Origin of the sequence: Flammeovirga pacifica, assembly GCF_000807855.2 — a bacterium.
In the GTDB taxonomy this organism is placed as follows: Bacteria; Bacteroidota; Bacteroidia; order Cytophagales; family Flammeovirgaceae; genus Flammeovirga; species Flammeovirga pacifica.
This window is the reverse complement of sequence record NZ_JRYR02000001.1, coordinates 2673401-2694587: the sequence shown is the minus strand read 5'-3', so window position 1 is coordinate 2694587 and position 21187 is coordinate 2673401. Positions and strand designations below refer to the sequence as shown.

At 34.5% G+C, this 21187-nt stretch carries 18 protein-coding genes; 12 read left to right on the top strand and 6 right to left on the bottom strand.

The window, feature by feature from the left end; translation table 11 throughout:
• Nucleotides 1-88: 88 nt before the first annotated feature.
• Both NH26_RS10525 and NH26_RS10520 read right to left on the bottom strand, forming a co-directional pair.
• Nucleotides 89-1735, bottom strand: a complete 1647-nt coding sequence (locus NH26_RS10525; RefSeq protein ID WP_044222716.1) for a dipeptidyl-peptidase 3 family protein — start codon at nt 1733-1735, stop codon at nt 89-91.
• Between the two features lie 83 nt (nt 1736-1818).
• Nucleotides 1819-2883, bottom strand: coding sequence for an endonuclease/exonuclease/phosphatase family protein (locus NH26_RS10520; protein WP_044222713.1), 1065 nt, complete (start codon nt 2881-2883; stop codon nt 1819-1821).
• A 274-nt stretch (nt 2884-3157) separates the two neighbouring features.
• On the opposite strand from NH26_RS10520, the gene ccoS reads away from it, so the two are divergent.
• From ccoS to NH26_RS25840, 9 genes are all read left to right on the top strand, one after another.
• Complete coding sequence (gene ccoS / locus NH26_RS10515) at nt 3158-3343, top strand: cbb3-type cytochrome oxidase assembly protein CcoS (RefSeq protein ID WP_044222711.1); 186 nt, start codon at nt 3158-3160, stop codon at nt 3341-3343.
• Nucleotides 3294-5456 (top strand): cytochrome-c oxidase, cbb3-type subunit I, encoded by a 2163-nt coding sequence (ccoN, locus tag NH26_RS10510; RefSeq protein ID WP_044222708.1) that lies wholly within the window; start codon nt 3294-3296, stop codon nt 5454-5456. Before ccoS ends, ccoN begins: the two co-directional genes overlap by 50 nt.
• Before the next feature lie 50 nt (nt 5457-5506).
• Complete coding sequence (locus NH26_RS10505; protein WP_044222705.1) at nt 5507-5704, top strand: hypothetical protein; 198 nt, start codon at nt 5507-5509, stop codon at nt 5702-5704.
• Nucleotides 5664-5933, top strand: a complete 270-nt coding sequence (locus NH26_RS10500; RefSeq protein WP_158021926.1) for a hypothetical protein — start codon at nt 5664-5666, stop codon at nt 5931-5933. The genes NH26_RS10505 and NH26_RS10500 overlap by 41 nt, the downstream gene beginning before the upstream one ends.
• Before the next feature lie 34 nt (nt 5934-5967).
• Nucleotides 5968-6849 carry a cbb3-type cytochrome c oxidase N-terminal domain-containing protein gene (locus tag NH26_RS10495; RefSeq protein ID WP_052431964.1) on the top strand — a complete coding sequence of 294 codons (882 nt, stop codon included), beginning with the start codon at nt 5968-5970 and terminating at the stop codon, nt 6847-6849.
• Nucleotides 6850-6985: 136 nt separating this feature from the next.
• Nucleotides 6986-8581 (top strand): 4Fe-4S dicluster domain-containing protein, encoded by a 1596-nt coding sequence (locus tag NH26_RS10490; RefSeq protein ID WP_044222700.1) that lies wholly within the window; start codon nt 6986-6988, stop codon nt 8579-8581.
• Nucleotide 8582: 1 nt separating this feature from the next.
• Nucleotides 8583-9023, top strand: coding sequence for a FixH family protein (locus NH26_RS10485; protein WP_044222696.1), 441 nt, complete (start codon nt 8583-8585; stop codon nt 9021-9023).
• A gap of 15 nt (nt 9024-9038) precedes the next feature.
• Complete coding sequence (locus NH26_RS10480; RefSeq protein WP_044222693.1) at nt 9039-9749, top strand: sulfite exporter TauE/SafE family protein; 711 nt, start codon at nt 9039-9041, stop codon at nt 9747-9749.
• A gap of 177 nt (nt 9750-9926) precedes the next feature.
• On the top strand, nt 9927-10139 hold the full coding sequence (locus NH26_RS25840) for a cysteine-rich CWC family protein (protein ID WP_044222691.1): 213 nt from the start codon (nt 9927-9929) through the stop codon (nt 10137-10139).
• Between the two features lie 51 nt (nt 10140-10190).
• Here NH26_RS25840 and priA read toward each other — a convergent pair whose 3' ends face one another.
• From priA to NH26_RS10460, 3 genes are all read right to left on the bottom strand, one after another.
• The gene (gene priA, locus NH26_RS10470) at nt 10191-12674 is read right to left on the bottom strand and encodes a replication restart helicase PriA (protein ID WP_044222689.1); all 2484 of its coding nucleotides are present in this window, start codon (nt 12672-12674) and stop codon (nt 10191-10193) included.
• Between the two features lie 26 nt (nt 12675-12700).
• A complete protein-coding gene (gene tsaB / locus NH26_RS10465) occupies nt 12701-13375 on the bottom strand; it encodes a tRNA (adenosine(37)-N6)-threonylcarbamoyltransferase complex dimerization subunit type 1 TsaB (protein ID WP_044222686.1) in 675 nt (224 codons plus the stop codon).
• A 230-nt stretch (nt 13376-13605) separates the two neighbouring features.
• On the bottom strand, nt 13606-14376 hold the full coding sequence (locus NH26_RS10460) for a peptidylprolyl isomerase (protein WP_052431963.1): 771 nt from the start codon (nt 14374-14376) through the stop codon (nt 13606-13608).
• A gap of 239 nt (nt 14377-14615) precedes the next feature.
• On the opposite strand from NH26_RS10460, the gene NH26_RS10455 reads away from it, so the two are divergent.
• Together NH26_RS10455 and NH26_RS10450 are read left to right on the top strand one after the other, a co-directional pair.
• Nucleotides 14616-17378 (top strand): TonB-dependent receptor, encoded by a 2763-nt coding sequence (locus NH26_RS10455; RefSeq protein ID WP_044222683.1) that lies wholly within the window; start codon nt 14616-14618, stop codon nt 17376-17378.
• Nucleotides 17379-17464: 86 nt separating this feature from the next.
• The gene (locus tag NH26_RS10450; RefSeq protein ID WP_052431962.1) at nt 17465-18673 is read left to right on the top strand and encodes a hypothetical protein; all 1209 of its coding nucleotides are present in this window, start codon (nt 17465-17467) and stop codon (nt 18671-18673) included.
• 238 nt (nt 18674-18911) lie between these two features.
• Here NH26_RS10450 and fabG read toward each other — a convergent pair whose 3' ends face one another.
• Nucleotides 18912-19658 (bottom strand): 3-oxoacyl-[acyl-carrier-protein] reductase, encoded by a 747-nt coding sequence (fabG, locus tag NH26_RS10445; protein ID WP_044222680.1) that lies wholly within the window; start codon nt 19656-19658, stop codon nt 18912-18914.
• A 260-nt stretch (nt 19659-19918) separates the two neighbouring features.
• Between fabG and pepT the strand changes: the two genes are divergently transcribed.
• Complete coding sequence (gene pepT / locus NH26_RS10440) at nt 19919-21145, top strand: peptidase T (protein ID WP_044222678.1); 1227 nt, start codon at nt 19919-19921, stop codon at nt 21143-21145.
• The last annotated feature ends 42 nt before the right edge of the window (nt 21146-21187 follow it).

Genomic DNA, 21187 nt, shown 5'->3' with positions numbered 1-21187 from the left:
GCTATTCATAATGAGCTTGAAAAAAATAAGGCGATGTTGTAACATCACCTTATTTTATAGTATAAATAAACTTTTTTTTAAGCTTTGCCTATAAACCTAATTCTTTAATACCTTGGTTAAAGATAACATCTGTTGGGATGTTAGCATCATCAATCTTATCAAGATCTTTTTGTAAGTCTAAAGTGATTTTACCATGTGTTTTCACTAATTCAGAAACACCATTGTAATCGCCATCACCTTGTAATTGTAAAATCTTAGCAGAAAGAGCATTCATAGCCTCTTCCATTTTAGGATAATTGACTTTATAGTAGCCAGAAGCGTTATCGTATTCAAAAGCACCATATGATTTGAAGAAATTAAAACGAATCATATTAGCTACACCATGTGCAGAAGCAGCACCAAATCTTACAGAACGGAAAATACCGGCCAAGAATGTAGTGTAATAATCTTTCATGTCTCCATCAATTTCTCCTTTTTTATGCAATTGAGAAACCATGTATAAACCTAAGATATCAGCTTTACCTTCTTCAAGTGCAGAAGCATGTTCTTTCAAAGATTTTCTTACAGTACCTTTTCCTGTAATCGTCTCTTTAATACCTAAACCATGTGCTACTTCGTGGAACATCGTATTGGCAAAAAAGGCATCGAAAGTAATATGTTTTCTTTGAGAAGGATCAATCAATACTTCTGAGATAGGTACTAAGATTTTTTCATACTTAGCACGCATTGCATTTTTTAATTGTAATCTTCTAGACCCTTTTTGTTCTTGTACTCTCTCGTCATTAGGAAGGTTGATCGCAATTGTTTTTGAACCAGCATTACAATCACCCGCATAATAAACAACGTCGTAAGCGTTTAATTGAGAATCTGTACCAGGTGTTTCTGTTTTGTATTTTCTATCGCAAGGTAATCCTTTTTGAAGTTCTGGTAAGAAAGATGCGAATTTGGCCAATTTTTTAGACCACTCCATATCTTTAATTAATACATAAGCTTCGAAAGAAGTTTTATATCCAAAAAGTTTATCTTCGTAATTTTCGATTGGACCTACCACAAAATCAATGGGGTTTTCTTTCATATCCATCCATGCTAAATCGGAAGCAAAGTAATCGTTAGATAGGAAAGCGTTCGCTCTTAATTTAAGGTATTTCTTTAAGCCAGGATCTTTGGCTAGGTCAGAGCATTCCATTAATAAGTTGGATGCTTTTTCTAACTCAATTCTGTATTCAGTAGAGTAAGGTATCACTTTAAGTTCTCCTCTTACATCTCTTCTGATAATAGTATATAAGCTATTTTTATCTTGATTTGCTAAAGCTTCAAACTCCTCTTTACTCATGTCTTGAGGGTAGAAATTAGCTCCTTTTGGTTTTTCTGCGATACCATCAATAAATGGTTTGTTGTCTTGGAGTCTGTCCCAAGGACCATAGTTAACGGCAGCGTATCTTTTTAATTCATCTGATGGAAGTGAAGATATAAACGAATCTTTATCACCGTAGGCCTGTTTCCAGAATAGGTTGTCCATAATCTTACTCACTTCGATCATCTTTTCAATCATTATTCTTTGATTCTTATTAAGATGTTTAATATCAGAAGTTAAAGTGAAATCAGTATAATCGACTAAATGAGCTACTTTAGGTACAGTAACTACTTTCTTCTCTTCTTTCTTTTGTTCTTGAGTACAACTGCTAAATAGCGATGCCCCCATTGCCAAACCTGCTATCAGGAATGTTTTTTTCATTTCGAATCTTATTTATGGTAAAATATATGTGACCGTAAATGTAAAAGATAGGGAGTAAGAGTTCAATAAAAAGAGATAATATTCTATTTAGTTTTCCAACGAAAGTAATTTTTAATAGGTAAATGATCAGAATAATCAACGTTTTGAAGAACTTCATACCCTGTGTTCTCAAGTGCTTTATCTTGAAATAATGTGTAATCAATCCTTAAAGGGAAATCTCTGTGAGTAAAAGACCATCCCCAATTACTACTGTAATGAGTGTCTTTAGCCTTCTTTTTTAAGTTGAAATAGGCATTACTATAAGGTAAAGTATTGGCGTCTCCACATAAAATATAGGGGTATTTAGTCTGTTTTATTAATTGATTTATGGCAGCTACTTGCTCTTCTCTTTTTAGTGACGAATGATATACTTTTTTAACGATATTCATTCCTTTTTCTATAAAGGGTAAATTGGTCTTATTTCCGTTATCGATGGCTAGTGATTGTAAATGGAAATTAACAATTCTTAGTGTGTCATTTTTTTGATTCACCACATCAGCCCAAATTATACCGTTCGTATCGCCTTTATTTTTGCTAAACTTGATGTATCCTTTATCGATAATTGGGTATTTTGAAACTATGGCTAACCCAAATGTAGCTTTAATGTGATTTGTTAAAAAAGGAGGAGCATAGAGATGATATTTTTTATCGTTTAGGATCATGTGATCAACCCTAAATAGTTGATTGGGGTTTGATTTTTCTAATAATGTATCACAATTATAATATTCTTGAAAGCAGTAAATATCCGTAGTGTCATTACGAAGCCAATTAATTAACTCTTTTGATTCTTTAAAATCGTGATTTAGATAGGCATACACATTAAAAACAGAAACATTATAACTCACCACAGATAGATCCTTATCTTTATTTAAGTCAATATTAGGTACTAAAGAACAATCTGATTTACAGATAATAACAGTTATATACAATAGAAGAAACCTCTTAAAATGCTTTTTTTGTTGAATGATTTCAACCAAAATGAGCACAAAAAGTAATATCAAATAGATAGGTGTACCTAGAGATATTAAGAAGGCAATAGGAAGGATGTTTGATGGTAAAAGTCCAACTATTGTGAGTGTAATTAGTGTTATTCCAAAAAATCTAATCATATACAAAGATAAAAAACCTAAAGATGCGATTAATCACTTTTTTAATTAATGTAAATTTTTAGCTTTATGATACGGAACGTATAAGTTAAATGATATATAGGGTGAATGTAATTCACTTTGTTTAGAATGTACCCATCTTTAAATGAACACAATTAAAAGTGATGACGAAAGTCAATAAAAAGTATTGACCTACGTCATGTTACACCCGTCAATATGACAATTATCTTTGCGTTGTAATATAGAAACTCTTTTATTTTATACATTTTATATATCCATGAGTGCAATCATAGTGTTGATAGGAATTAGTCTGGTAGTCGCTTTAGTTTTTCTTGGCGTGTTTATCTGGTCTGTAAAGTCCAATCAATACGAAGATACATACACTCCAAGCATCCGAATATTATTCGAAGACGATGATCGACAAAGAACAGCAACACAAACCGGAGACGACGAGCAATCTTGAGCATTTCTCGTACGATAACGTGATTGTAAAAAACTTCGCAATCGCGACCATGTTTTGGGGGGTAGCCGGTATGGTAGTGGGACTTTTAGTAGCATTACAACTCGCAAACCCTATCTTTAATATAGGCGAACAAGCCTGGTTAACTTTTGGTAGACTTAGACCTCTTCATACAAACGCAGTTATCTTCGCTTTCGTGGGTAACGGTATGTTCGCAGGTATTTACTACTCTTTACCACGATTACTTAAAGCAAGAATGTTTAGTGATCTACTTGGTAAAATCCATTTCTGGGGATGGCAATTAATTATCCTATCAGCATTAATTACTTTACCATTGGGCTTCACTCAAGGTAAAGAGTATGCAGAATTAGAATGGCCAATTGATATTGCAATCGCAGTAATTTGGGTAGTATTTGGTTTAAATATGATCATGACGATGATTAAACGTCGTGAACGCCACTTATATGTAGCCATTTGGTTCTACATTGCCACTTTCGTGACAGTAGCGGTACTTCATATTGTAAACTCTTTAGCTTTACCTTTATCGTTATTCAACTCTTACTCTGTGTTTGCAGGTGTACAAGATGCTTTAGTACAGTGGTGGTATGGTCATAATGCAGTAGCATTCTTCTTAACTACTCCTTACTTAGGTTTAATGTACTACTTCGTTCCTAAGGCAGCGAATCGTCCGGTATACTCATATAGATTATCGATTATTCACTTCTGGTCATTAATCTTTATCTACATTTGGGCAGGTCCTCACCACTTGTTATATACTTCATTACCAGATTGGGCTCAATCTTTAGGTACAGTATTCTCAGTGATGTTGATTGCTCCATCTTGGGGTGGTATGTTAAACGGTCTTTTAACACTTAGAGGTGTTTGGGACAAAGTGCGTACAGAACCTGTATTGAAGTTTATGGTAGTAGCACTTACTGCTTACGGTATGGCTACATTTGAAGGACCAATGTTATCTTTCAAAAACGTAAACGCAATTACTCACTATACAGACTGGACTATTGCCCACGTTCACGTTGGTGCATTAGGATGGAACGGTTTCTTAACATTCGGTATGTTATACTGGTTGTTCCCGAAAATGTATAGAACAAAATTACACTCGCTTAAACTGGCGAATGTTCACTTCTGGTTAGGTACATTAGGTATTGTATTTTATGTGATTCCAATGTACTGGGCAGGTCTTACACAATCATTAATGTGGAAAGACTTTACTCCAGAAGGCTTCTTGAAGTATCCTAACTTCTTAGAAACAGTTACTCAAATTATCCACATGTATGAGCTAAGAGCTTTTGGTGGTTTATTGTATGTTATTGGTGCTTTAGTAGCAGTATATAACTACTATATGACAGCCGCTTCAGGTTCTTTATTGAAAGAAGAAGAAGCATCAGCTCCAGCATTACAAGGTGGTCATAAGATAAAAAGATGGCACGAATGGATTGAGGCTCGTCCTATCCAAATGACGATCTTCTCGTTAATTGCTATCTCTATTGGTGGTTTGGTAGAATTCTTACCTACGTATTTTGTGAAGTCAAATACACCAACGATCTCTACTGTTCAACCTTATACTCCATTAGAATTGAAAGGGCGTGATATTTATATCCGTGAAGGATGTTACCTATGTCACTCTCAAATGATTCGTCCATTCCGTTCTGAAACGGAGCGTTATGGCGATTATTCTAAGTCTGGCGAGTTCGTTTATGATCATCCATTCCAATGGGGATCGAAACGTACTGGTCCAGATTTAGCAAGAGTTGGTGGTAAGTACCCAGATTCATGGCACTACAACCACATGTTAGATCCAGGATCTATGTCTCCAGGTTCTATCATGCCATCATATCCTTGGTTATTGGACGATGACATCTCAGTAGATGATGTTCCAGCTCAAATTGCTCTAATGAGAAACTTGGGTGTTCCATACGAAGAAGGTTATGAGGACAAAGCAGTAGCAGACTTAGATAAGCAAGCAGATGAAATCACTGAAAGCTTATTGAATGACGGTTCTGAAACTGAACCTAGAAAAGAAATCGTAGCACTAATTGCTTACCTACAAAGATTAGGTATTGATGCAGGTAAAGCTTCTAGTGTACCATTAAAATAATTTAAAGTGAAGGTGGCTTTTAAAGGTCACCTTCCAAATCAACCCTTGTTATGTATAAAGATGTACTAAGATCTATAGAAGATGTTGAGATATTTCCAGTGATTGGAATACTTATCTTTTTCACTTTTTTTGTTGCTTGGAGCGTTTATGCTTTTAGTATGAAAAAAGATGATGTAGCAGAACTATCTAGTATGCCTTTAGATCTTGATGACGACACCGAAAATAACAGCACAAATGAATTTAAGTAGACTTTCGAAACATGTAATGTCTATGGTGATGATCCTAGGCATGATTTTATTTAACGCAACAGGCGCGTTTGCTCAATCAGGAACTCAGAGTATGCTAAACTCTATGAATGCTAGTGAATGGGCAATTACTCTATTAGGATTTGCCATCATTGTTTTCTTTTTGATCTTCCTGGTATTGGCTTTGGTGTTTTATACAGTGGTTGTTACAAAAAAACAAACGAATCAATAACTCTTACTTGTGTTGATTTTCAAAATATTGAATTATGAAATCTGCAAATAAAAAAATAATGGCATTGGTACTGATGGGACTTACAGGTCAGTCAGCTTTTGCCGCCACAGATCAATTGATCTATGGTGTGGATAACTTCGATACATTATTGTTCATTCTAATCGCAATCTTAGGATTACTTTTCGTAGCAATAATGATCGTAGCTTTAGGTCTTCTTTACGTAGTAAGACAAAGTTTACAGTCTATGCCTAAGACTGAAGAAGAATTAGCATTCGAAAAATCTGGTGAAACAGGTTGGTGGCAGTTCTTCTGGCAAAAAATGCAAGCAGCTAAACCAATGGAATTGGAGAAAGATATCTTAATGGACCACAATTATGATGGTATCCAGGAATTAGATAACGATCTTCCGCCTTGGTGGAAAGCAATGTTCTATATCTGTATTTTAAGTAGTTTTGTTTATTTAGGAGTATATCACTGGTGGGTTGAATCTGATGCTGAGCCAGTTTCTATTGCTGAATATCATGAAACTATGGAAGAAGCAGAAGCTGCTAAAAAAGCTTACTTGGCAACAATGGCCAATTCAATTGATGAAACGAATGTAACTGTTTCTACAGATGCAGGAGATCTATCAGCTGGTAAAAAAGTATTTGATGGCAATTGTAAAGCGTGTCACGGTGGAGCAGGTGAAGGCGGTGTAGGTCCTAACCTAACAGACGAATACTGGTTGCACGGTGGAGATGTTGCAAGTATTTTCAAAACAGTGAAATACGGTGTGACTGAAAAAGGTATGTTGGCTTGGGAATCAAAGTTAACACCTCAACAAATGTCACAAGTATCTAGTTATATTTTGAGCTTACAAGGTACTAACCCTCCTAACGGAAAAGCACCTCAAGGTGAAAAAGTAGCTGCAGAATAAAACATTATTATATAAAAGAGGGTAGTCTATTTAGATTACCCTTTTTCTCTTTTTTAAATATCAATATATCATCATATATAAGTATATTAAATGTGATGATACTTCAGGTCTTCATCATAAATAAGCAAGTCTAATCATGAGAAAAGATTTACACTCCCAATCACCCGATTCCTTTAGAGATAGTATTTCTACTGTGGATGCACAAGGTAAACGAGTTTGGCTCTATCCTAAAAAGCCAAGTGGGAGGTATTATAACGCGAGAAAGTGGGTAGCCTATATTTTAGTAGCTTTCTTTTTTGTGGGTCCTTTTCTTAAGATTAATGGACAGCCTTTCTTTATGATGAATATTTTAGAAAGAAAGTTTGTCATTTTTGGACAGCTTTTCGTTCCTCAAGATTTTTTCATATTTGTTTTAATAATGATTTCTCTCGTCATTTTCATCGTATTATTTACGGTGGTGTTTGGACGTGTATGGTGTGGGTGGACATGTCCTCAAACTGTATTTATGGAAATGATTTTTAGGCGAATTGAATATTGGATTGAAGGAGATGCCAATCAGAAAAGAAAATTGGATAATGGTCCTTGGACAAAGGAAAAGTACATTAAGAAAATTTCTAAACATACCATTTTTATTGTCTTCTCTTTAGCTATTGCCAACATGGTATTAGGTTACATCATTGGTGGAGATGAACTCATACAAATGGTGAAACATAAACCAGCAGAAAACTGGCCAGTATTTTTAGCCCATGTAGGTTTTGCCGCTATCTTTTATTTCGTATTTGCCAAATTTAGAGAACAAGCATGTACGCAAGTTTGTCCTTATGGTAGATTACAAGGAGTTTTCTTAGATAAAGACTCTATAGTTATTTCTTACGATCATGTAAGAGGCGAGCCAAGAGGTAAACTTAAAAAGCAAAAGAAATCGGCTGGAGGTTGTGGAGGTTGCGGCTCTCAAAAAGAAGCTGTAAAACCAATAGTTAGCAGAGTAAAACCAAAAAGACCAACAGCAGCACCTTTACCTGAAATTAAAAAGCAAGAAGAACCTAAAGAAGAGGTAAGAAAAATGACTTTAGAAGACGTAAACGCAAGTGCTTCTGAAGAACAACCTCAAGGTGATTGTATAGATTGTAAGTTATGTGTTCATGTTTGTCCTACTGGTATTGATATCAGAAATGGTACTCAATTAGAGTGTGTTAACTGTACTGCTTGTATTGATGCATGTGATGAGGTGATGGACAAAATTGAAAAGCCAAGAGGACTGATTCGATTTGCATCAGCAAATGATATTGAAAAAGGAAAACCATTTAAATTTACGACAAGAATAAAAGCATACACTGCAGTATTAACTATTTTAGTATGTGCAGTAATTTTTGCTTTAACAACAAGAAACGATATTGAAACTACGGTTTTAAGAGCTCCAGGAATGTTATATCAAAAAGCAGATAATGGAGATATACGAAACTTGTATACATTAAATATTATCAACAAAAGTAGTGTGGATTATAATGATCTATCGGTTAAATTGATTGATAGAGATGGTAAGATCACTATTGCTGGAGGAAAAATGGAATTGAAGCAAGGTAGTAAGCTAGACGGAGCCTTCTTTATTGAAATTCCACCTCAAGAATTAGATGGTAGAAAAAACGAAATCAAACTTCAAATAATGAATGGGGACCAAATGATTGACGAGATATCGACCAATTTTATGGGACCTGCTAAAAAGCGTAAATAAGATGAAAGTACATTGGGGGTGGGGAATAGTAGTTGTTTTTGCAATTTTTGGAATTACCATGATCAGCTTGGTGATCCGAATGTTTCAGGAACCTGTGAATATGGTTTCTAAACAATATTATGCAGAAGAACAGATGTATGAGGTACAGCAACAGCAAAAAGATAATATCAAGCTGTTGTCAGCAGAACCAATCATCACACTAAATAGAGCAGATGGTAATATCGATTTTATCTTACCACAAGATATACAAGATATTAAAGGAAGCGTTCGTTTCTTTAGACCATCAGATAGTCGTTTAGACTTTAATGCACCATTAAAATTAAATGAAGCTAATGCAATGGCTATTGATGCAAGCCATTTAGTAAAGGGACGTTGGATAATCAAGTTATCTTTTTCAAGCAAAGGGATGGATTACCTTTACGAAAAATCATTGGTGTTATAAATTTAGGAAGAGGATATGAACGGTTTATTTTTAACCGCACTAGGGCTTGGCTTTGCAGGTAGTTTTCACTGCTTGGGAATGTGTGGTCCTATAGCATTAGCTATTCAAGGTGGTCAGAGTAGTGGACCTAAACTATTTTTAGACCGACTATTATACAATTTAGGAAGAGCACTTACATATAGTGTTTTAGGAGCATTAGCAGGGTTAATAGGTCATGGACTCTCATGGTTAGTAGGTTATCAAGTTTATTTAACTGTGTTATTAGGAGGCATGATGATTGTTTTTGGTCTGTTTGCTGTCAATCCAGATAAGTTATTAAATATGGTACCTTTTCTTGGAGGGTGGTTTCAATGGATTCGTAAACAATTAGGTAAATTTATGAGAGATGCAAAATGGTATAACTTCTTTACCATTGGTATCTTAAATGGTTTTCTTCCTTGTGGATTGGTATATATGGCCATGATTGCTGCATTGTCTACAGGAAATGCTATTGAAGGGATGTCTTATATGTTTGCTTTTGGGTTAGGAACAATACCAATGATGTTTGGAGTAGCCGTTGCAGGTCAGTTTCTAGAAGCAAAAGTAAGATCAAAAGTGAAAAAGATTTATCCTATTCTCTTTTTATCAATGGGTGTTTTATTGATGTTCAGAGCCTATAACATTCATGAATCATCAAAGGATATGGCTGATAAACCGATGGAAGAAGTAGAGATGAAATGTCATTAATTCAATAATCTGTGGTAATTTATTTAGAATAATTAAAATTCTTAATACTTTGTTATCAACAGATAGTTATAATTTTTGGTATAAAAATAGTAAATTGTGGATATCAATTATACACCTAATTAATAAGCACAATCATTATTTGTGATCCAACTATCATCCATTTAAATAAAAATAAAAATGCCAGCACATGAGATCAAAACTTGCCAACGATGCAAAAAAGATTATGAATGCAAGGTAGGTAACATCACTCAATGTCAATGCTACGAAGTGAAAATGACATATGAGGAAACGCAAAGAATGCGAAAAGAATATGATGACTGCCTATGTGCAGCATGCATGTTAGAACTTCAAATCCAATATAGGAAAGAAGAAATGCTCAGTAAGAATTAACACCGAAACTTTATATATCTAATAAACCATAAGAGAAATCTTGTGGTTTTTTTATTGTGGATCTACATCAATACTCACCCAAACTCTTTTAAATGGTTTTTCTTCTTTTTGTTGATAAATAGCTTTTTGTATTAAACCTTTTGCTTTCTTTAAATCTATACCTTCACGTTCTAGTTTTATCAAAATCTCAGATAAATAGTAATTTCTTATTTTATTGATACCCGGTTCTTGAGGTCCAAGAATTCTTTTTTGACCGAGCCAATTGACTAATAAACGACCAAGGTAATTTGCCGCATCGTGAGTTAAATCTTGTTTCTCACTTCGGATAGTTAATTTGATCAGTCTTGTAAAAGGAGGGTAATGATATTGTTCTCGATCTTTAATTTCTTTTCTATAGAAATTATGATAATCGTTTCTAGCTACCTTTGCAAATAATGTTTCTGAAGGTTGTTGGGTTTGTAGAATTACTGTTCCTGTTTCTCCCCTTCGTCCAGCACGACCACTTACTTGGGTTAGCATTTGGAATGCTCTCTCATGTGCTCTAAAGTCTGGAAAGTATAACATTGTATCTGCATTGATAATACCAACCACACGTACATTGTCAAAATCCAATCCTTTTGTAATCATTTGGGTACCTACCAGAATATCTATATGGCCTTGTTCAAAGTCAGTTAAAATTTGATCGTAACTATGTTTTCTTCGTGTGGTATCTAAGTCTAATCGTCCTACACGAACCTCCGGTAAATAAGTTTTTAATTCTTCTTCCACTTTTTGAGTTCCCAACCCAACGGTTTTCATTTCTGTAGAACCACATGATACACAGGTATGAGGAACATGTTCTTTGTGTCCACAGTAATGACATCTAATTTCGTTTCTGTAAATATGATAGGTTAGTTTAACATTACAACTTGGGCATGTGGGTACCCAATTACAAACATCGCAGGTAACATAAGGTGAGTACCCTCTTCTATTTTGAAATAGAATAGATTGGTAGCCTTGTTCCGTATTTTGATGTAAAATATGTAGAAGATCGTCAGAAAAATCATCTTTCATTTTTTTCTGCTTCCTTTTCGCTTTTACATCAATGATTTTTATTTCTGGTAATTGTGCATCCCCAAATCGTTCGTGAAGTCCTGCATAAGCGTACTTATTTTTAACAGCCAAATAGAAACTTTCTAAAGATGGTGTAGCAGAACCTAAGACAACTTTTGCATGATGCATATGCGCCAAAACTAAAGCTAAGTCTCGACCTTGATATCTTGGAGCAGGATCGTTTGCTTTATAGGAACTATCATGTTCCTCATCTACAATAATTAAAGACAGATCTGAAAAAGGAAGAAATAACGAGGACCTTGTACCAACAATTACTTGAAACTGTCCTTCTTGAACTCCTTTCCAAGTTTCAACTCTTTCATTATCAGAAAATTTTGAATGATAGATACCAAGTACATCTCCAAAATACACCTTTAGTCTTTTTACTAACTGACTACTAAGAGCAATTTCTGGAATAAGAAATAAAGCTTGTTCACCGTTTTCAATTACGCTTTTAATCAGTTGAAGATAAATTTCTGTTTTTCCACTACCAGTGATACCATGAAGTAGACAAACATTTTTTTCGCTTAAACCTTGAATTGTTTTCTGTAAACATTCTTTTTGAGCAGGAGATAAAACAGGAGTTGGTTGCATTTTATCTGCTACAGATAATTCGAATCGAGGTATCTGACGTTCAAATTCTTCAAAGATGCCATTTTTGGTCATTGTACCAACAGAACTAGGAGATAGAGGTCTACCTACATGTAAAAACTCTCTTTTGGCTACACCATGAAAATTGGTTAAATAATCTTCATGAATAGGCACTAAGGAGAGGTATTTTAATAGGGCATCTTCTTGTTTTTGCCTTTTGGATAAAAGTTTGAAAAGATCATCTAATGAGTCAGGTTGATCAGCATATTGCTGAGAAAGCCTGATCCTTTTTTCCATCTTAGGTTTATAGCGTTCCTTAATTTTTTCAATCAAAAGAATAGCCTCTTTTTCTATTAAGTTTTTGATTGTTTTATAAGGGCTTTTGATCTCTAATATCTCACCAACTTGAGTATAGGGTATAGTTTGTTCTTTTTCCAGATAGCTCATCAAAGTAAATTCTCTATCTGATAATTGTTCGAGATTTTCTTCAATGATAAAATGAGGGTGTATCTGAATGTAGGATTGACTACTTAGTTTAAGTCCGGATGGTAAAGCTACATTAAGTACTTCGCCAATAGAACACATATAATAATCTGCCACCCATTGCCATAATTTAATCTGAGAAGCATTCACACTAGGTTCTACTTCTAAAACTTCTAGAATAGGTTTAGGAATATATTTCTCTGGTTCAGTTTCGTGAATTTCTGAGACAATACCTGTGTACATTTTTCTATTCCCAAATTCTACCAAAACACGATGCCCCACCAAAACCTCTAAATCTAATTGAGATGGGATAACGTAGCAGAAACTTTTGGGTATAGGTACAGGTAAAATAACCTCAGCAAATTTCATAGATTAATTTTAAGGAGTGGAATAGATTAGAGTCTCTTTCTAGGAGTCGTTGCCTGAAATTCTTTTAAATACTCAGGTTCCCAATAAGCAACATCTTTAAAAGCCTCTTTTTGGTATTCCTCTAGTGCCAATTCGCCAATATATTTTGCAGAGGGTACAATTCCTTTGATCAACTTACTTCCTTTTGGAGCTAATAATGCTTCACACTTTTCAGCACCATTACCAAAGTAAACTAACCTTCCCTCTATATCATTAAAACTTTCCTCATCCATGATTTTAGGTTGTGGGGAAAGCAATTCATTCATATCAGTAGTGAATAAAGCAGTGTAAACCTCCATTCTTCTAGCATCTAGCATAGGGCAGATAATGTCACCTTGTTCAGCATATTCACTTACTTGAAGCGCCATGGATTCCAATGTGCTCACTCCCATTAATGGAATGTCTAATGTATAGCATATTCCTTTAGCTGTTGATGCACCAATTCTTAAGCCAGTATAAGATCCTGGACCTTCCGATACAGCAACACCTTTTAGATCAGACATTTTTAGGTTGGCATTTTCAACAACATTCTTGATCATCACAGCAAGGTATTCAGAATGTGATTTATCAATATGTTGTTCGTAGTAAGAGGTCAATTGCCCCTCTAACGTATGTAATGCCACCGAACAAACGGTAGTTGAAGTATCTATGCTTAAAATCATGGAATTCAAAATCAAAAAGAATAATACTATTATTCTAATAAAAATAGTAGAGCCTAAATTATCTCTTATGTAAAATTAAAAATACTATTGAATAAGGAGACACTTGATTAAGAAATATTTTATTTCAATTGAACAAGAAAAAATATTACTAGTTATAATATAGACAAAAAATCATGTGCTTAATACCTACTTTATCACTCTTCATTCAATTAATTACTGTTTCAATACTTTTATTTAGTTACCGTCTTGGCTTGTATTGTAACAATTTCTAAAGGCCATTCTCCTTCTGTTTTTTCCTTAGATATTTTATCAACTACATCCATACCTTCGATTACCTCGCCAAAAACAGTATGCATTCCATCGAGGTGAGGGGTACCACCTATTTTTTTATAAATACGTTTTTGCGCATCAGTGTAGTCAAGACCATTTTCTTGTTCCGAAAAAGCTAGATCGTTATCTGTTACTTTATCTCCTTGTACAATAAAGAAATCAAAAGGAGTTGATTCTCTTTTGGGGTTGTTTTTATATTCTCTTGCAGCAGATACAGCACCTCTTTTATGAATGTGTTTTCTAGGATAGATTTCGTTAGGAAGGTGCCACTTACCAAAAGATCGTTTTTTTATTCTGAAATCAGGTTCATCAGAGTCGCCACCTTGGGCGATAAATTGGGGTACTACTCTGTAAAACTGAGATTCATTAAAGTAGCCTCTTTTTGTCAACATAATAAATGAAGAACGATGTCTCCAAGTATCATTGTATAATTTGATTTTAATATCACCTAGTCTAGTGGAGATTAAAACAACAGAATCTCTGTTTTCTTCACCATACCATTTCAATTCCTTCATGGCATTAGTGTCATCAAGTTTAGGCATTTTTCGTTTTTCAACCTTTTTCTTGACGTAGTCTTGTTTCTGAAACTTATCATTTTTACTGGTTTCACATCCACAAATAAAAAATCCAAGAATAATTAGAAAAATTTGAAGTTGGCTATTTCTTAACATTAGTATGATATGTTTAAAATCTTTACTCAAAAGTATGTAATCGCAAAAAAAATACAATTTATCGGTCAAGTAAATTCTGTTTATAACAGAATTTCACAAAAGAACGTAACATTCAGTTCATCTTACCCCTGATTTAATTAACAACAAGTTTAAGATTTGGATAATCATACAACACAAACGGCACATACATTTGCAACTGTGATTTGGTAACACGTTTTAGTAAAGAATTAAATTTTAAAATGAACAAATATTTCATTTCGTTCGCTATCATCTTATTAACTGCAGCAGCTACTTTTGCGCAAAAGGGAATCGTTAAAGGTACTGTTAAAGATGCCGATACCGGAGAAGAGGTAATCGGAGCAAGTGTTTCTCTAGAAGGAACAACAACAGGTGCATCATCAGATGTATTTGGTAATTTCCAATTTGCTGCCGAGGCAGGGACATACAATCTAGTAGCGTCTTTTATTGGATACAAAAAAACAACTCAACCAATAACTATTACAGCTGGGGAAGAAACTGTAATAGATTTGACTTTAGCTGTGGATGCTAAAGAATTAGAGGCTGTTGTAATTGTTGGTAAAGCCAACACAGAATCTTCAGGAGCTTTAATGGTAGAAAGACAAAAAGCTGATGTAATGATCCAAGCAATTGGAGCAGAAGAGATGTCAGTGAAAGGTATTTCAGATGCGGAGGATGCAGTAGCTAACATTACTGGTGTATCTAAAGTAGAAGGACAAGGTCTTTTTGTTAGAGGTTTAGGAGATAGATACAACAATGCCTTTGTGAATGGATTAGTAGTTCCATCTACAGATCCTGGTAAAAAAGTAATCGATTTAGGTCTGTTTTCTTCAGATCTAGTAAGAAATATTGATATCAATAAAACATTCTCTCCATCTATTTATGGTGATTTTGCCGGAGCAACGGTTGATATCGTAACAAAAGATTATCCTGAAGAGGGTTTCTTTAACATTGGATTAAGTACAGGTGTTAACTCTATTGCAACAGGTAGTAGCTTTAAAACTTTCCAAGATGGTGATGCTGAATTCTTTGGTTTCACAGGTAATGGTAGAGCTTTGCCAGACGAAATGTTAAACAGAGAAGTTCCTGATTCTTATAACAACTCTTTCTCTCCATCATACATTACAGCAGGACCAAATTTAAATGGTAAAATCTCTGGTGGTAATTTATATGACGTAGGAAGCGAATCTCAGTTTGGATTTATTGCAGCAGCATCTTTCGGTAATGATTATAGAATTGAAGAAGGTGTAAAAAATACTTACAGAGCACAAGGTACAACAATCAATAGCTATGCTTCTAAAGAGTATATCTATAGCACTAACACTACTTTAATGGGTAATGCATTCTTTAAAATAAACAATAAGAATACAATCTCATTCAATAACATCATTATCAATGAGTCTGAAAACTCGGTATTAGATCTTCAAGGTAAACACGAGGAGAAAAATAATAAAGAGGCACCAGTATTTAAAGAAAGAAATACATACCGTCAAAATATGGTCAACATTCATCAATTAATTGGTGATCATAAATTTATGGACAATGACAGATTGAAAGTTACTTGGGGTGCAGGTATTTCAATGTCACGTAGCCAAGAGCCAGACAGACGTCAAATTACTTATGATGAAATTGACAACACTGATGGTAAATTTACTGGTAAAGTATTTACAAACTCTCCAGACGACTCACATAGATTCTGGTCTGACATGAGCGAAAGAACATTATCTTCTAGATTAGGCTTACAATATGGTCTTGGTAATGCAGATGATAACGGTAATTTCAGACATAACATCTCTTTAGGTTACAATGGATTTAGTAAAGATAGAGATTTCGAATGGTGGATGTCTTCAATGGTAGTTTCTGGTCCTAGACCAAGAGTAGATATTGATAATCCTCAACCAGATCTTGATAAGCATTTTGAAGACGGCGTTCTTTCTTATGACCCAATTGTAAGATATGATACAAAGTTTAATGCTCAAATGGGAGTAAATGCATTCTATGCTGATTATAGTGTAGACATTGTTCCAAACAAATTAAAAGCAAACATAGGAGCTCGTTACGAAATTGGTCATCAACAAGTAACCTACAAGCCGGAAAACACTACGGATCCAAATGTAGCTGATATTGTTAACGAGAAAAACTCAGAAAACTTATTGCCATCATTAAGCCTTAAGTACTCGTTAACTGAGAAATCAAACATCAGATTAGCGGCTTCGAAGACATTAATTAGACCAATGATGTCAGAATTGATTCCTTTCCGTTTCACATTTGCAAATGGTCAGAAAATCGTTGGTAACCCAGACTTGAACAATTCAGAGGTATATAACTTTGATTTAAAATATGAAATCTTCCCTAATGCTGGCGAGTTATTCTCAGTAGGTGTATTTGCTAAGCAAATTGAAAACACAATTGAATTAGTAACAAGAGCATCAGCAATTACAGAATTCTCTTATGTGAATGCAGGAGTATCTCAAGTAGCAGGTGTGGAGATGGAAATCAATAAGAATTTAGGCAATGTATTCCAATCAGGCGGTAACTGGTTAAGCAGATCAAATGTTGGATTGAACGCAACTTTATTAGCATCTCAAACTGATTTATCAGGAACGGATGGATTATTTACTAATGAAAAGAGAGAAATGTTTGGAGCATCACCTTATATGGTTAATGCTAATTTATCTCACGAAGCTAATATCTTCTCTCAAAATGTTCAATCTGTATTTACAGTAACTTACAATACGTTTGGTGATAGAATTGTTGCAGCAGGTTCACAAGGTGCAGGCGATATTTACGAAAGATCGTACGGTACTTTAAACTTCATCTTCAAAAATAAAATTGGAGAGAAAATTAGCTTGGACTTGACTATCAAAAATATCTTAAACCCAAGTATCACTCTAGAACAAGAATTTGTAAATGGAACTACTGGTGTGGTGGATACTTATAAACGAGGAGTAGACGCTAAACTAGGTTTCAAATACACTTTCTAAATAAAAAAAGAAAAGAGCGATTAGAATAAAATTCTGCTCACTCTTTTCAAATTCAAATTTTCAAAAACAAATTACAACAATTAATCATGAAAAAGCAATTACGATTTGCAGCTTTAGCTCTTCTTGCTGGACTTTCTTTCACTTCATGTGACACAAATGACGCAAAAGGACCCATTGTAGATTTAAATCCTGGTGATTCTACTGGTGTTAACCCTGGTGATGACCTTCGATTGGAAGATGAAGCATTATTAGCTGGTAAAATTGTTTCTAACGGTGCTGCTACTGGTGCTGGCGATTTCCCTGCATGGGCAAAAGGTTTAGATTACGAAGGAACTTCTGTAAACGGAGGTTTTGATTTAGAACTTACTGCAGGCGAATTAAGTGATGATCAATTAAGTTGGTCTGGTAATGTATCTATCTCTGGAGCAGTTAAAGTTCCTGCTAATAAAGTATTGACAATTGCAGCAGGTACTGTAATTGAAGCATTATCAACAGATTCATATTTAATGGTACTTCAAGATGCTAAAATTATGGCTGAAGGTACTGCAGATAATATGATTGTATTTACATCTACTGTAAAAGAACCAAAACAATGGGGTGGTCTTTTAATTAATGGTAGAGCACCAATTAACAATGGTGATAGCAAAGGAGAAGCATCTCCAGAAATTGATTCTAGCGTAAAGTACGGTGGTACAGTATCTGATGATGATTCTGGTGTTTTAAAATATGTAAGAGTAGAATTCTCTGGTTATAAATTTAACGATGAGTCTGAGCACAATGCATTTACTTTTTCTGCAGTGGGTTCGAAAACAGAATTATCTTACTTACAAGCTTTCAAAGGTACAGATGATGGCCTTGAGTGGTTTGGTGGTACAGTAAACGGTACAGATTTAGTTTCTGTAGGTTGTGAAGATGATTCTTTTGATTGGGCACATGGTTATAAAGGTACTTTGACAAACCTTTGGGTGATTCAAGATGCTTCAAGACCTTATGATAAAGGATTTGAAATTGATAATAACAGTAGAAATAACTCTGCAGAACCTTATACAGAAGCTAGAGTTAACAATGTAACTATTACAGGTATTGATGGCGAAACTAAAGCAATTAGAGTTCGTGAAGGAGCTAAAGGTCACTTCACAAACGTAAAAATCATAAATGCTAAAGTAGGTTTTGATATCGTAAACGATGTAACTATCAACAATGTACTTGATAATAAATTGACAGTTTCTGCTTACACTGCTGAAAATGTAGCAGATGAAGTAGTATATGTTGATGATTGCGAGACTTGTAACTAATTAAACATAAACTTTAATTTAGCTCTCTCTTCCCAAAAAGAGCTAATACTAAAACTCACGCTCACCAAATCGCGAGTACCTAGGTAGTTTGATCTGCCTAGGTTTTTTGTTTATAAGGAAAAATAAGTAATAGCTAGTAAAGTGAATTATTAGCTATTACTTATTATTTATTACTTAAAAAAAGAGGCTTCCCATAAAAATGAGAAGCCCAATATATTTTACTAATTAAGTAGTTTAATTAGCTCTTCATACCACCGTGAATCTCAAGAGTTTGAGCAGTGATGTAAGTTGACATGTCAGAGATTAAGAAGATACAAAGATCTGCAACTTCTTCAGGTCTACCACCACGTTTCATTGGAATATCAGCCAACCAAACGTCTTTCACTTTTTGATCTAAAGTTTCTGTCATTTCAGTTTCGATAAAACCAGGAGCAACAGCGTTACAACGAACACCTCTACCCGCTAATTCTTTAGCTACTGATTGAGTAAAACCTAGAATCCCTGCTTTTGATGCTGCGTAATTTGCTTGTCCAGCGTTACCATATACACCAACAACAGAACTCATGTTAACAATAGATCCGCTACGTTGTTTCAAGAAAGTTCTTGTCGAAGCTTTAGTTAAATTGAATACAGATTTTAAGTTGACACGTATTACGTCATCAAATTGTTCTTCTGACATTCTCATTAATAAAGAATCTTTTGTGATTCCTGCATTATTGATTAATCCGTCTAAAGAATCAAAATCAGTAGTGAAGTCTGCGATAAGTTGCTCGGCAGCCGATAAATCTGATGCATCAGAACGGTAACCTTTAGCTTTTATACCGTAAGCCTCTAATTCAGCTACTAGTGCCTCACCCTTCTCAACACTTGAAAGATAAGTGAATCCTATATTTGCGCCATGCTCCGCGCAACGAATTGCGATTGAACGTCCAATACCTTTAGACGCTCCTGTGATCAATACGTTTTTGCCTTCCAGCAGTTTCATGGTGTGTGTTTTCTAATTGTTGAAAAATTTTCAGTTTGCAATTTACAAAAAAGATGCTAGTCCCAAGATTTATTCACATATATCATCGAATTAATTAAACTTTTTTACTTATTTATCGTCAACTACTTATAATCAAACAGTAATCTTCAATACATATAGAGTATTTAATTATCTATCAAAAGGAAAATGATATTCAAGCGATATAATTGTATATTTGATATATTATTAACTACAATTAAAATCATATACATATAACATAAATGGAAAACTTATTAGAAAGATTTTTACGCTATGTAAAAATTGATACCGAATCAGTTCCAGGCATAGAGCAAATACCTAGTACTAAAAAACAATTTGATTTAGCTAAATTATTAGTAAGTGAATTAGAAGAAATGGGAATGAAAGACGTCAGCATTGATGACAATTGCTACGTTATGGCCACTTTACCTTCTAATATTGATAAAAAAGTACCCACTATCGGTTTTGTAGCCCATGTAGATACCACTCCCGATTTAACAGGTAAAGATGTTAAACCTCAGGTTTGGGAAAATTATAATGGCGAAGATATCGTCCTTAACAAGGAAAAAAATATAGTTTTATCCACAGAAGAATTTCCTGAAATCAAAGCGTATAAAGGGCAAACTATCGTTACTACTGATGGTACAACTTTATTGGGTGCTGATGATAAAGCAGGTGTAGCAGAAATCATGGAAGCAATGGATTATTTGATCAAGCATCCTGAGATTAAGCACGGTGAAATTAAGGTAGGTTTTACTCCTGACGAGGAAGTAGGAAAAGGAGCCAACTTATTTGATGTAGAAAAGTTTGGTGCAGAATGGGCTTACACAATGGACGGTGGCCCTATGGGAGAGTTTGAATACGAAAACTTTAATGCGGCTTATGCAGAAATCACTTTTGTAGGTCAAAATGTACACCCAGGTACTGCAAAAGGTAAAATGGTGAACTCAATGAATATTGCCGCTAAATTTGCCTCAAAGTTTCCTGATAATGAAACACCTGAAACAACCGAAAAATACGAAGGTTTCTTTCACTTGTTGACAATGAATGGTTCTGTTGAGGAAACTAAATTGCAATACATTATTAGAGATCATGATCACGATTTATTTCTTAGCAGAAAATCACACATCGAAGCTTTAGTAAAAACATTCCAAAGTGATTATGGTGAAAACCGTGTAAAGCTAGAAATGGTAGATCAGTATTATAATATGAAGGAGAAGGTAGCTCCTAATATGCATATTGTAGATTTTGCCTTGGAAGCGATGAAAGAATTGAATATTGAACCTGATGTAAAAGCTATTCGTGGTGGTACTGATGGTGCTCAACTTTCTTTTAAAGGATTACCTTGCCCGAACATTTTTGCAGGCGGTCATAATATGCACGCACGTTATGAATATGTACCTGTTCCTACGATGGAAGCAGCAACGAATGTAATTATCAAAATTGCTGAACTTGTCGCTAAAAAATAAGTAGAGTTAAAAAAATAATGAGAGACTGTTCTATACGATAGG